Raw genomic sequence first — 12,931 nt, forward strand, 5'->3', positions numbered from 1 at the left:
TTGCATGAGAGAGGAGTTGAACGGACGATGCGTATTTTGCACACAGGAGACTGGCATCTGGGAAAAACGCTGGAGGGACGGAGCCGGCTACGAGAGCAGGAGGATTTTGTGGATGAGCTTGTTAGACTTGCGGATGAGCAGCAAGCCGATGCCATATTGATGGCTGGAGACGTGTACGATTCCGTTAATCCACCTGCATCGGCGGAACAGCTGTTTTACGAGGCAGCGGCGCGTCTGACGGAACAGGGAAGACCACTTGTGGTCATTGCCGGTAATCATGATCAGCCGGAGCGAGTGGCTTCGGTGACCCCGCTTGTGGACAGACAGGGAATTACACTTGTAGGTATGCCTACTTCAGAAGTAGTAACCATCCATGCAAAGCGAACTGGAGAGACTGCACAGATTGCTGCATTGCCATATCCCTCGGAAGCCCGATTGAACGAACTATTGACAACGGATGGGGACGAGAATGTGCTTCGCCAGGCATACAGTCGCCGGGTTGGCATGTTAATGCAGCGTCTGGCTGCTTCTTTTCGTCCGGAGACGGTGAATTTGGCGATGAGCCATATTTATGTTCTGGGCGGGGTTGAAAGTGATTCGGAACGTCCGATTCAGGTAGGGGGCGCCTATACGGTTGACCCTTCAGCACTATCAACAGGTGCGCAATATACAGCTCTGGGTCATCTCCATCGTGCGCAGGCCGTTAAAGGGGAAGGTGTGATCCGATATAGTGGTTCTCCGCTGGCTTACAGTTTCTCCGAAGCGGGGCAGAGCAAGTCCGTCACGATGGTTGATCTGGCACCAGGTGGGGCTGCAAATGTGGAGGAATTTCTGTTGACCTCGGGCCGCCCACTTGTGCGCTGGAAGGCGCGTGGCGGTCTGGCTGAGGTCTATCGGTGGCTAGATGAAGGGCGCGATCCTCAAGCCTTTATCGATATGGAAGTATGGCTGGATGATGCCATGTCTCTGAAGGAGATCCAGCAGCTGCGGAAGTCTCATGAAGGGATCATACATATTCGTCCGGTCTATCCCGAGATGGCGGCAGCGGGGCTTCTGGAGCAACGTTCCGAGCTTCCGGTGCATGAGCTTTTTCGTAAATTTTATCAGCGTCAGACGGGTGGAGCATTACCTGAAGACAGCCTGGTACAGCTGTTCCTTGAACTTGTCGATGAGGACGAGCCGGGTGTACGTGAGGAGGTTGAAGGAAATTGAAGCCGATTCTATTAAAAGTTGCGGGTCTGCAAAGCTATCGAGAGGCACAGGAGATTGACTTCACCGTATTGACTGAAACCGGTTTGTTCGGCATTTTTGGTCCTACAGGCAGCGGCAAATCTTCCTTGCTCGACGCGATTACGCTCGCGATGTACGGAAAAGTGGAACGTGCGGTTAACGGTACCCAAGGGATTATGAATCACGCGGAGGATTCATTGTCAGTTGCCTTTACATTTGAACTCGTATCAGCAGAAGGCACAAGAAGGTTTCGGGTGGAACGACGCTTCAAACGAAACAATGAAATTTCGGTAAGCAACACAATCAGTAAATTCATCGAAACTGTCAACGGAGAGGAGCAGGTGCTGGCTGACAAGCTGGCAGACGTGAATCGCTGTGTTGAAGACGTCATCGGGTTGAAAATGGATGATTTTACGCGGGCCGTTGTGCTTCCGCAAGGGAAATTCGCGGAGTTTCTGTCACTGAAAGGCAGTGAACGGCGCCAGATGCTGCAACGTTTGTTCCATCTGGAGAAGTATGGAGATCAGCTTGCCATTAAGCTCAGCCGGCGGGTGAAGGACAATGATATGGTTCATCAAGCCCTGGCCGCGGAGCAGCAAGGGCTCGGTAATGCCAGCAAAGAGACGTTGGCAGAAACGGAGCTTCTTCTTCAAGCTGCTGTGAAGCAGTCCGAGCTGTCGCGTAAAGCGCTTGATGAAGCGATGAAGGAAGCCGAACAGCTCGGCAAATTCCGTGAGTTAAGTCAAGAACGGCAGGTACGTACGGAGGAACATGAAAAGCTGAAAGCACGTGCACCACAGATCGAAGCGGGTGAACAACGGCTGAAGCAGGCCGGGGCGGCAGATGCGATACTCCCTTCATTGCAGACGATGCGTGATGCAGCAGTGCAGCAGAAGTTGCGTCAGGATGCAGCCGAGATGGCTCACCAGCAAGCGCTGGAACATGAACGGCTGTCTGTGTTGGAAGGCGAGAAGGCTGAAACGGCCCGTGTGCAGATGGCTGAGGAAGAACCCAAGTTGCTGCTTCGTTTGGAACAGCTGGAACAGGCCAAGGAGTTACAGCGGGAACGGGACGGACTTCGAGAGGATAGTACCCGTCTTAAGCAACTTCTGGACAAAGGGCAGGCGGAACAGAACGTCATCGGACAGCAGCTAGAGAAAGAAAAAGAACTTCAGCAGCGTGGCCGCAAACGACGGGAAGAATTACAGGAAAGCCTTAAGCCGAATGAAGTGAAGTCCGAAGAACGCAGACAGCTGCAGGCTGCACTGGAATTGAGACATCGTCTGGATACGGCGGCGGAGCAATTACGCCAGAACAAGGCTGAGATGGAAGCCAATAAGCAGTCGGCAGAACAGGGGGCGGACAGGCTTAAGCTGGCTGCCCAGGAAGAGGGCCGTCTGAGTGAACAGCGTCAGCAGCTGATCGAACAGGCGGCAACGGGTCTTGAGGCCTTGCTTGCCTGTGAGCAGGACATTGGCCGCGAACAGAGCCTGCTGGCCAGGGCGGAGGAGCAGCTGCGCGGAACGATGCGCGAGCAGGAGCTGCACCGGCTCTCCTCCGCCTTGCGCGCCGAGCTGCGCGACGGCGAGCCATGCCCGGTGTGCGGCTCCGCACACCACCCGCTCCCGGCTGCGCCGCCGGGAGAAGGTCCGCCCGCAGGCGATGCGGACCTGGAACTGCTGCGCAGCCTGCACGCGGAGCTGCAGGAGCTGCGCTTTGGGCTGCGTCAGCAGCTGCACGAACGTCGCAGCCTGCTGACGCAGCTTGGCGCTGCGGCCGGCGAAGCCCCGGCCGCAGCCGAGGCCGCGCCTGCGGCTGCGGAGCCGGAGCCCGCCGGGTCGCCCGTACACGGGCGCTCCCCGGCGGACTGGGCGGAGCGTGCCGCCGCACTGCGCGAAGCCGCGCGGGCGCTGGCCGCTGCCGCAGCGCCGCTGCAAGCGGAAGCCGCCGCGTTGCAGCAGGCGGCTGTGGGCGCGCAGCAGCGCCGCATGGAAGCGGCTGCTGCGCAGGAGGCCGGCCAAGCCGGGCTCGCCCAGGCGGAGCGCCGATTGGCCGAGAGTGAGGCCGCCGCAGCCGCCTTGCACGGCCGCTGGGCCGCGGAACTGCCAGGCATCGCTCAAGAGGAGGCTATGGCCCTCCACCAGGCGATGCAGGAGCGCGACGCGCGCGCAGAAGACATCAAGGAACGTTTGAATAAGAGCGTGACGTTTCTTGAAGAGAAAGAACAGCTGGTACAGTCTCTCCAGCAGAAGCTGGTCGAATTGGACAAACAGCTGATTCAGTGGCAGACGGAATGGCAAGGCAACAGCAAACAGCTTGCTGAGAAGGAAGAGCGTCTGCGTCAATGGGTTGGCGAGCAACGGGTCGAGGACTTGATTGCTGCGGCCCAGACTCGACTGGATGAACTGCGAAGAGTGGCTGCTGAGTCGGTACAGCGTTTCAAGGAAGCCGATGCGTTGAAGCAGGAATCAGCCAAGAAGGATGTCATGGCTCATCAAGCCGCAGCCTCGGCAGCAGAGCATTTGCAGCAGGCGCAGGAACGCTGGAAACAATTACTGGATCAATCGCCATTTGACTCCGAGACTGCCGTTGTGGAAGCTGCCCTTCCTTCCCAGGAAGCGGAGCAGCTGGCCGCGGAAATTCAGCAGCATCGTGATCGTGATCGTGAACTTGTTTCTCAATTACGTGAGCTGGAACAGAAACTGGGCGGAGCTGTTGTATCTGAGGAACAATGGTTGGCATGCACAGAGCGACTGCAGATGTCTCGTGCAGAGGATGAAGCGGCTCTAAGAGCCAAGGCGCGTGCAGAACGGGATCTGGAAGATGTGCAGCAGCGACACGTTCGATGGACCGAGTTGGAGAACAAACGAGTGGAAGTAAGCCGGCAAGGTGAAATGCTTAGCAAACTGCAAGCAGCTTTCAGAGGTAACGCATTTGTCGAGTATATTGCAGAAGAACAGCTGATGCAGGTTAGTCAGGCTGCTTCACAGCGCCTGCGCTTCCTGACCAAACAACGCTATTCACTTGAGGTGGATTCGGGCGGTGGCTTTGTCATCTGTGACGATGCAAACGGTGGGGTTAAACGTCCGGTGTCCACCTTGTCTGGTGGAGAGACGTTCCTGACTTCGTTATCACTGGCTCTGGCTCTGTCTGCCCAGATTCAGCTGCGCGGTCAATACCCGCTGCAATTCTTCTTTCTGGATGAAGGCTTTGGCACATTGGACCCTGAACTGCTGGATACTGTCATTACCTCGTTAGAAAAACTGCATGATGACCGTCTTGCCGTCGGTATTATCAGCCACGTTCCGGAGCTGCGGGCACGCTTGCCACGCAAACTTGTGGTTATTCCCGCGGGTGAAGCCGGAGCTGGCTCTCGTGTGGTTCTGGAAACGTTATAGGAGACGGAACACATTATGGTTTTAAATGAGTCCCAATTGTGACTCCCTCAGGAACCAACCTTAAAAGTTGTTGATCCTGAGGGGAACTCTTAACTGACTAAGGTTTGTTGGTTTGAATCTCATTTCTATACTCGCTGAGTCAGTGGAGTGAGATAGCTCACAGATACAGGTTCATCCTGTTGTTATACTACAGTTAAGCCGACAAACTTTATGTTAAGTACCCCGGCGGACGTCTGATCAGGAATACTCCTGGATAGACGTCCGCGACAGCAGAACTCCGTATGGAAACTGCAACGGGGTGCTTCTTTTTTATTTTTTTATTTCACAGGCACAACTCCTATACTGATTTCACTCTTTTGGACACCGATTCCCGATTCTGAAACTCTTGTCATTCACAGTGTCATTTCGCCCAGATCTGAATACCATGAAAGGGTGATGAAGAGAAGAGCATATCCGGAGGCGATGAAACGTGGAAAAGGTAGAAGCGAAGAAACTGTGTAAGGAACACATGCATCGCTATGTGTGTGTACAGATGCATGACGGTGCCCATTATGATGGCATTATGGAAAACGTGGATGATGACATGATTTATTTGGCTGTTCCCGTGGGAAATGAAGCCATGGTTAATCAAGCGAACTGGGGACCCAATATGATGCCAGTTACTTATCCCGCTCATTCGCGGGGATTCTTCCCGGGCTTTGGCTATCCATACCCCTATTATGGTTACGGTCGCAGACGGTTTAACAGACTGGTATTACCTTTGGTTGGACTGACTGCATTATCCTTATTGCCTTATTATTAATAGAAAAAAATGAATCATTATGCTTGTACCAATATAATCGTTCACATCTTTGGTGTACGCTCAACAGTCCACTAAGTGTGAACGGTTTTTTGTCCATCATCCTGGTTTGGATGACATACCTGAAGAGGTTCGATTGGAATTTACTTTTCAGTTCCGGTATGATAGAAGGGTATACATAATTTTTAATCCAAAGGAGGGTGTGAACAATGGATTGCTTATTTTGCAAAATTGTAGAGGGCAGCATTCCCTCCAATAAGGTACTGGAGAATGACCATGTCATCGTCTTTCATGACATCCAGCCCGCTGCACCGACCCATGTACTCGTTATTCCCAAGAAACATATTGCTTCCATGAATGAAGTAACCGCAGAAGATTTGCCGTTGATCGGTGAGATTCATTTGGCTGCGCAAGAAGCGGCCAAGCGTCTCGGTGTGGAAGAAACAGGTTACCGACTGATTAATAACTGCGGCAAGGATGGAGAACAAACCGTTCATCATCTGCACTATCATTTGCTTGGTGGGACTCGACTCGGCGTGTTGACAAGTTTGTCTGACTCCCACAAATAAACGAGCAAGTTTACTCAGTTTACTCTGATTCAGGACTTATCCATATATACTTAAAAGGCATGAATATGGAGTTGAAGTTCACATAAAATAAATGATCATTACGTTAAGGTTGACACCTTTATTACCTTTCGCCTATAATGAAAGGTGATGAACCGTGTTATTGCTCTTGGACGGTCTGGTCGGAGGGAGGGAAAACTGGTGTCTGAAACTAAAGTTCGCAAAAACGAGACTATTGATGCTGCACTTCGTCGCTTTAAACGTTCCATCGCAAAAGATGGCGTATTGGCTGAGGTGAAGAAACGTAAGCATTATGAGAAGCCAAGCGTAAAGCGCAAGAAAAAGTCCGAGGCTGCTCGTAAGAGAAAGTTTTAGGAGGATTTTAACTACATGAATCTTAGCGAACGATTGAACGAAGATATGAAGCAAGCGATGAAGAGCAAGGACAAGTTCAAGCTCTCCAACATTCGGTTGATTCGTTCGACGATCAAGAATCTTGAAATAGATTTGAAAAGAGATTTGGATGATAACGAAGTGCTTGATATTCTGAGTCGTGAAATCAAACAGCGCAAAGATGCCCTCCAAGAATTTGACAAAGCGGGCCGTGATGACCTCGCGGCAAATGCAAAAGCGGAAATTGAATTACTCAGTCAGTACCTTCCCGCACAGCTTACCGAAGAAGAAATTAAAGTTATTGTACAGCAGACCATCCAGGAAACCGGTGCTTCTTCGAAAGCCGAGATGGGGAAAGTCATGTCTGCCCTTATGCCGAAAGTCAAAGGCAAAGCGGATGGCAAACTGGTAAATCAAGCAGTTCAACAATTTCTGCAATAAAGCAAATCAATGAACACCTCCTGACTTGTCAGGGGGTGTTTTTTCCGTTTACACCATTGGATACGGTACTCAGTTTGAGAAGAAACCTGAAGCCGGCTGGGAAGTCATTCATCTGTTAAAGGAAATTCACAAATATTGCTTTTAAATGGATAATATATATGATAATGGATTTGGAATGTTGCAATTGCTGGCGATTTCAAATATAATTCTAAGATTTTGAAACGAAATGTTGCATTGTACGTAATAAATACCATAAGCTGGACAGTATAACATTAATGGAAAAGGGGGACTATTTGTGAAGGGAAAGCGCCGGAAGAAGCTTACGGGGTCATTAATGCTCATGATGCTACTGACGCTGCTGCTTCCTGTTTGGATTGGATCACCGTCAGCACATGCAGCTGAGAAAAGTGGCGCCGTATATATCATTCCGGTGGATAAACCAATCGAGCAGGGACTTGGCAAGTTTATGGAACGCGGGTTCAAGGAAGCAGAAGAGATGAATGCTGGCCTGATCGTTCTGGATATCAATACGCCGGGAGGGCGTGTTGACACGGCTGAAGAACTGGGTACCTTAATTAAGGAAAGTCCAATTGAAACCGTTGCATTTGTCCGTGGAGATGCTGCCTCAGCCGGAAGTTTTCTGGCTCTGAATGCAGATAAGATCGTAATGTCGCCAGGCAGTATGATCGGTGCGGCAGCGATGGTGGACAGCACGGGTAAACATGTCGATGATCCGAAGCTGGTTGCATTCTGGAAGAGCAAGATGCAGGGAGCGGCAGAGAAAAGTGGCCGTGACGGCAAAATTGCAGCTGGAATGACGGATGTTAACATGGTCGTGAAGATGCCTGAGATTAACAAAACCAAAGAAAAAGGTGAAATTATTGCTCTCTCGGCCGACGAAGCGCTGAAAGTGGGTTATGCGGACCATATAAGCAATACGCCGGAAGAAGCCGCAGCCTGGCTCGGTTACAGTCAGGATGATGTGTTCACCGTTCAGAGAACAGCCGCCGAGAACATATCTACATTTCTGACCAATCCTGTCGTCATGACGGTATTGCTATTCCTTGGAATAGCTGGTGTAATCATTGAGTTGATTGTACCTGGATTCGGAGTGCCTGGTATTGTTGGTATAGTGTGCTTTGTGCTTTATTTCTCAGGGAATTACATCGCTGGTTTTGCCGGTGCGGAGACATGGGTGTTATTCACTGTCGGACTCATCATGATGATTCTGGAGATGTTTATTCCGAGTATGGGGATTCTTGGCATACTGGGATCAATTGCACTGGTGGCAGGCGTTGTACGGGCAGCTTATGATACAAGCGATGCTTTCATATCGTTGGGTATTGCTTTTGGGGCTGCGCTTGTAGTCATTGCGATTGTCGTTATTCTGTTTAAGGATCGAGGCATATGGAATCGATTCATCCTAAGCGACAGATTGTCAGCTGACCGGGGATATTCTTCCGCTACAGAACGTAAAGAACTGATCGGGCTGCAGGGAATCAGCCTGACACCACTTCGTCCTGCCGGAACAGCGATGTTTAATGGGGAACGAATTGATGTCGTATCGGATGGGGATTTCATTCCGGTGAATACACCGATTGTCGTAATTAAAGCGGAAGGTACACGCATTGTTGTTCAACAATCGTTACCGGTTTAATCCGCTCAGTTGCCAGGCTGCTCAGGCTTAGGCAACCGTACATAACCACTATGCTGAAGGTGCATGCGAAGTGGTGTAATCTTTAATTTAGTAGCAGATTTATGAATGTATGTTCATATAATTTTTGCCAAAATCAAAACGAAAATGGAGGAATTTATACTATGGAACCAACCATGATTACGGTTTTGCTCATTGCGGTTGTTGCAATTATCGTATTGAGCGTATTCTTCAGCTTTTTCCCAGTAATGCTCTGGATCTCGGCAATTGCATCCGGTGTACGTGTGAGTATTATTACGCTCGTAGCGATGAGACTCAGACGTGTAACACCTAGCCGGATCGTAAATCCTATGATCAAAGCAACTAAAGCAGGTCTGCAATTATCAATGAACCAACTTGAGAGTCACTTCCTTGCTGGTGGTAACGTGGACCGTGTTGTAAATGCCCTGATTGCTGCTCAACGTGCAAATATTCCACTCGAATTCGAACGTGCTGCTGCGATTGACCTTGCAGGCCGTGATGTATTGCAAGCTGTACAAATGAGTGTTAACCCACGTGTAATCGAAACGCCTGTAGTTTCTGCTGTAGCCAAAGATGGTATTGAAGTCAACGTACGAGCAAGAATTACAGTTCGTGCCAATATTGATCGACTTGTTGGTGGTGCGGGTGAAGAGACGATTATTGCCCGGGTCGGTGAAGGTATTGTAAGTACGAACGGTTCAGCGGACTCCCACAAAGAAGTTTTGGAAAATCCGGACCTGATCTCTCGTACTGTCTTATCCAAAGGTCTGGATTCCGGGACTGCTTTTGAGATTCTGTCCATTGATATTGCGGACGTAGATGTAGGTAAAAACATTGGTGCGTTTCTACAAACTGAGCAGGCAGAAGCTGACAAGCGGATCGCTCAGGCCAAAGCGGAAGAGCGTCGTGCAATGGCCGTAGCTCAAGAGCAAGAGATGAAAGCACGCGTCGTAGAAATGAGAGCGCGTGTTGTTGAGTCAGAATCCGCAGTACCGCTTGCGATGGCAGAGGCTCTACGCACTGGTAAAATCGGTGTTATGGATTACATGAACCTCAAAAATATTGAAGCTGACACTCAAATGCGTAACACACTGGGAAAACCTGCTGAGGGCTCGAATTCTAACGATCAGGGTGATTCCAAAAACGGAAGATAGGCGGTGAGTATATATGGGCCTATTCGAATGGATTTTTAATAATCTGTATATCGTGGCTGTCATCGGTTTTGCGCTCTTTTCTTTTCTTGGAAAAGCAGCTAAATCATCTGATCCAAACAAAAAGCGTCAGAACAATGGAATGCCGACCTTTGGAGGCAGTGGTGACTCCGATCAGTCCGACCGTTCACCAGCGCAGACCTCTCCAAAGAAAACTGCCAGCACTGAAGCTGCTGGTGAAACTCGTTATGATGAACCGTATGAGAACCAGTACGATGAACCATATGAGAACCAGTATGATGAAGGTCGTTATGATCAGCCGTATTCAGGACCACAAGCTTCCTCACGTCCTTCAGATGAAGTAGGTAGCCGAAACTTTAGTGGTGAGATGGAACGTTCGCTTGACCAACAAAAGAAAGAATTCGAAAGGCAACAACGTCTGATTCAAGAAAGGCTAAATCGCTTTTCTTCTTCAAACAAACCTGTTGTGGCTGATTCCAGTTGGGATCAAGTGGAGTCAAGTGAATCGGGAAATTCCCAGCTTCGTCCGGAAGACATTCGTACGGGTGTTTTATGGGCAGAAGTATTGGGTGCTCCTCGATCCAAGCAGCCTTTCGGTTCAAGAGGGAAACTTTAACAATCTAAGTGATGTAGAAGGAATAGAGCCGTTTCTGGTGAGCAATATGCCGGAGACGGCTTTTTTTGCGTTCATCATCTTTTTCTCACATTTCACATCTAACACGGTCCGTAGTTTTCATAATTTCATGAATCTGCGCATAAGTTGAACTGTAGAGGAAGGGGAAGACCTTCGAATGACCCGGATCAGCCGCAAGCTGCGCAGATGGACCAGTGAAGTTCTGGATCTGCCGCAGGACGTGCTTTACGATATGCCACGGTTAACCCTGATCGGCACAAAGCAATTGTATATAGAGAATCATCGTGGTGTCATTCATTTTACACCGGATCGCATCGTTCTGGCTCTCTCCCAAGGCCAACTGGAGATCAAAGGGACTGAACTGATGATTCGCAATATATTGCCGGATGAAGTGGCTGTTGAAGGAACAATTCTGGATATTCATATGAATGGAGCGGAGGGGAACGGATGAAGCAGCCCAGTCTGTACAAACTGCGTGGAGCAGTCCGAATCACGGTCACTGGGGGGATATTGAAGCATTGATCAACACGGTGGCAGAGCAGGGACTGGAAGTATGGGACCTGCGTGCCCATGACGGGCGCAAGGCAGAAATGTATATTCTGCTACCGCATTTTTTTAGGCTGCGTCCTTTGCTGAAACGGACAGGCTGCCGTGTAAAGGTGACACACCGGAGTGGATTTCCTTTTTTGCAGCCCGTTTATTGAGAAGGAAGTTCTTTCTGGGCGGCATGCTGTTTTTTATAGCAGCTCTGTTTGCGTTGTCATCGATGGTTTGGAATATAGAAGTCAAAGGCAATGTGACGATTCCCACGGATGAAGTGCTCGCGGCAGCAAAGAAAGAAGGCATTTACCCCTTCCAGTGGGCATTTCGACTGCAAAGCCAGGACAAGCTCTCCAGACAGCTCGCGCTCGCTTTGCCGGATGTAACCTGGATTGGGGTGAGCAAAGAAGGGACAACCATCACCATCCAGGTTGTGGAGTCTGCACAGCCCAAGCGTGAACCGCTGCTGAACCCGAGACATCTGGTCAGTAAAACAGACGCTGTAATCACTCAAATATACGCGGAGCAGGGACGCCCTGTCGTGCAGAAGGACATGCGTGTCAAGAAGGGACAGGTACTGATATCGGGTATTTTGGGAGATGAAGAGAATACAAAAACCATTGTTGCCAAAGGGGAAGTACGTGGACTGGTGTGGCGTGAGTATCAGGTCGAAGTCCCCCTTGTGCAAAAACATAATACGATGACCGGGGAGAGCAAGGAACGTTTTTACATTGTGCTGGGGAAATGGGCGATTCAGCTCTGGGGATACGGGAATACGCCTTTCACCTCATTTGATACCGAAAGTGATCATAAACCGCTAACCTGGAGATCCTTCACACTTCCCATGGGATGGCTGACAGAGAAAGATTTGGAAACTCAGGAAAAAGAGCAGCAAAACACGATAGAATGGGCTAGAACAAAAGGACTGGAAGGAGCGAGAAACGATATTATCGCCAAAAATGGCAAAGGAACGAAAATTTTAAGTGAAAAAATTTTGCATGAGAAGAAAGAGAATGGTAAAGTTTATATGAAAGTATTGTTTGAAGTAGAAGAAAGCATTGCGGAAGAACTTCCGTTAGTCCATAGTCAAGGAGAATGAGGCTATTTGTCAGAGCAAACACGCAGCATACGAATCTCCCTCCAAAGTGCGGGAGAGGGTCAATCTCTTTTTGGACCCCAAGATATTTTTCTGAAACTGATTGAATCCGAGATTCCCGCCCAGATCGCATCCCGTGAAGCGGAGATTGTGATTCATGGCAACATTCAAAATGTGGAATCACTTGAACAATTATTTGATGTGTTGTTGCAATTGGTACGTAACGGATATGTGTTAACCGAAAGGGACGTTAAGTATGCCATTGAGCTTGCAAAGGAACTGCGTGCAGACCAGCTTCTGGATCTGTTCAAAGGCGAGATTACAACGACCTACCGTGGTAAACCGATCCGGGTTAAGACGATTGGACAGAAACATTATGTAACTACAATTAAAAAACGTGATGTTGTATTTGGTATCGGTCCTGCCGGTACAGGTAAAACGTATCTTGCAGTTGTGCTGGCTGTGGCAGCACTCAAGGAAGGAAGCGTCAAACGGATCGTGCTCACAAGGCCTGCTGTTGAAGCGGGAGAAAGTCTTGGCTTCTTGCCTGGTGATCTTCAGGAGAAGGTTGACCCTTATCTACGGCCCTTGTATGACGCCTTGTATGACGTTATGGGACAAGAGCAGACGGCCAAGGCACTGGAGCGCGGATTGATCGAAATTGCACCTCTAGCCTATATGCGGGGACGTACACTGGATGATTCGTTTATTATCCTGGATGAAGCCCAGAATACGACACCGGAACAGATGAAAATGTTTCTGACCCGTCTTGGTTTTGGTTCCAAAATGGTCATTACCGGTGACGTGACACAAATTGATTTACCGCGCGGCAAAAAGTCGGGGCTTGTGGAAGCAAATACAATACTGGGCCAAGTGGAAGAGATTGGATTTGTCTATTTTGCCGAGCAAGACGTTGTACGGCACTCCCTCGTCCAGAAAATTATCGTCGCCTATAACCACGCCGCAGAAAATCAAGAATAGAAAGGG

General features: G+C 49.6%; 11 protein-coding genes and 1 pseudogene. All 12 read left to right on the top strand.

All coding sequences use genetic code 11. The features are described from left to right. Positions 1–27 precede the first annotated feature (27 nt). The 12 genes and pseudogenes from ACTWJ7_RS12405 (at position 28) to ACTWJ7_RS12460 (ending at position 12,925) form a co-directional block, all read left to right on the top strand. A complete protein-coding gene (locus ACTWJ7_RS12405) occupies positions 28–1,212 on the top strand; it encodes an exonuclease SbcCD subunit D (RefSeq protein WP_301878034.1) in 1,185 nt (394 codons plus the stop codon). Next, positions 1,209–4,628 carry an SbcC/MukB-like Walker B domain-containing protein gene (locus tag ACTWJ7_RS12410; RefSeq protein ID WP_301878033.1) on the top strand — a complete coding sequence of 1,140 codons (3,420 nt, stop codon included), beginning with the start codon at positions 1,209–1,211 and terminating at the stop codon, positions 4,626–4,628. The genes ACTWJ7_RS12405 and ACTWJ7_RS12410 overlap by 4 nt, the downstream gene beginning before the upstream one ends. A gap of 508 nt (positions 4,629–5,136) precedes the next feature. Continuing rightward, complete coding sequence (locus tag ACTWJ7_RS12415; RefSeq protein WP_285078309.1) at positions 5,137–5,430, top strand: hypothetical protein; 294 nt, start codon at positions 5,137–5,139, stop codon at positions 5,428–5,430. Positions 5,431–5,636: 206 nt separating this feature from the next. Continuing rightward, entirely contained in the window at positions 5,637–5,996 is a 360-nt protein-coding gene (locus ACTWJ7_RS12420; protein ID WP_024628477.1) for a histidine triad nucleotide-binding protein, read from the top strand. A gap of 198 nt (positions 5,997–6,194) precedes the next feature. Next, positions 6,195–6,368, top strand: coding sequence for a 30S ribosomal protein S21 (rpsU, locus tag ACTWJ7_RS12425; protein ID WP_005547957.1), 174 nt, complete (start codon positions 6,195–6,197; stop codon positions 6,366–6,368). Positions 6,369–6,383: 15 nt separating this feature from the next. Then, complete coding sequence (locus ACTWJ7_RS12430) at positions 6,384–6,827, top strand: GatB/YqeY domain-containing protein (protein WP_024628476.1); 444 nt, start codon at positions 6,384–6,386, stop codon at positions 6,825–6,827. 334 nt (positions 6,828–7,161) lie between these two features. Further along, on the top strand, positions 7,162–8,484 hold the full coding sequence (locus ACTWJ7_RS12435) for an NfeD family protein (protein ID WP_179132823.1): 1,323 nt from the start codon (positions 7,162–7,164) through the stop codon (positions 8,482–8,484). Between the two features lie 161 nt (positions 8,485–8,645). After that, positions 8,646–9,656 (top strand): flotillin-like protein FloA, encoded by a 1,011-nt coding sequence (floA, locus tag ACTWJ7_RS12440; RefSeq protein ID WP_079349654.1) that lies wholly within the window; start codon positions 8,646–8,648, stop codon positions 9,654–9,656. Between the two features lie 13 nt (positions 9,657–9,669). Next, the gene (locus tag ACTWJ7_RS12445) at positions 9,670–10,290 is read left to right on the top strand and encodes a hypothetical protein (RefSeq protein WP_094937326.1); all 621 of its coding nucleotides are present in this window, start codon (positions 9,670–9,672) and stop codon (positions 10,288–10,290) included. A 175-nt stretch (positions 10,291–10,465) separates the two neighbouring features. Beyond that, a complete protein-coding gene (gene yqfC / locus ACTWJ7_RS12450) occupies positions 10,466–10,759 on the top strand; it encodes a sporulation protein YqfC (protein ID WP_024628472.1) in 294 nt (97 codons plus the stop codon). Continuing rightward, positions 10,756–11,947, top strand: a pseudogene (gene yqfD, locus ACTWJ7_RS12455) (sporulation protein YqfD). Before yqfC ends, yqfD begins: the two are co-directional and overlap by 4 nt. Before the next feature lie 6 nt (positions 11,948–11,953). After that, on the top strand, positions 11,954–12,925 hold the full coding sequence (locus tag ACTWJ7_RS12460; protein ID WP_024628470.1) for a PhoH family protein: 972 nt from the start codon (positions 11,954–11,956) through the stop codon (positions 12,923–12,925). Positions 12,926–12,931: the final 6 nt, after the last annotated feature.

The sequence above is a fragment of the Paenibacillus sp. 1A_MP2 genome (assembly GCF_052244825.1).
In the GTDB taxonomy this organism is placed as follows: Bacteria; Bacillota; Bacilli; order Paenibacillales; family Paenibacillaceae; genus Paenibacillus; species Paenibacillus vandeheii.

Excerpts from the sequence above, each read along its gene's own strand:
- floA (WP_079349654.1), top strand. The coding sequence starts at position 8,646 with ATGGAACCAACCATGATTACGGTTTTGCTCATTGCGGTTGTTGCAATT.
- ACTWJ7_RS12430 (WP_024628476.1), top strand. The coding sequence starts at position 6,384 with ATGAATCTTAGCGAACGATTGAACGAAGATATGAAGCAAGCGATGAAG.
- ACTWJ7_RS12420 (WP_024628477.1), top strand. The coding sequence starts at position 5,637 with ATGGATTGCTTATTTTGCAAAATTGTAGAGGGCAGCATTCCCTCCAAT.
- yqfC (WP_024628472.1), top strand. The coding sequence starts at position 10,466 with ATGACCCGGATCAGCCGCAAGCTGCGCAGATGGACCAGTGAAGTTCTG.
- ACTWJ7_RS12445 (WP_094937326.1), top strand. The coding sequence starts at position 9,670 with ATGGGCCTATTCGAATGGATTTTTAATAATCTGTATATCGTGGCTGTC.
- ACTWJ7_RS12405 (WP_301878034.1), top strand. The coding sequence starts at position 28 with ATGCGTATTTTGCACACAGGAGACTGGCATCTGGGAAAAACGCTGGAG.
- ACTWJ7_RS12415 (WP_285078309.1), top strand. The coding sequence starts at position 5,137 with ATGCATCGCTATGTGTGTGTACAGATGCATGACGGTGCCCATTATGAT.
- ACTWJ7_RS12435 (WP_179132823.1), top strand. The coding sequence starts at position 7,162 with ATGCTCATGATGCTACTGACGCTGCTGCTTCCTGTTTGGATTGGATCA.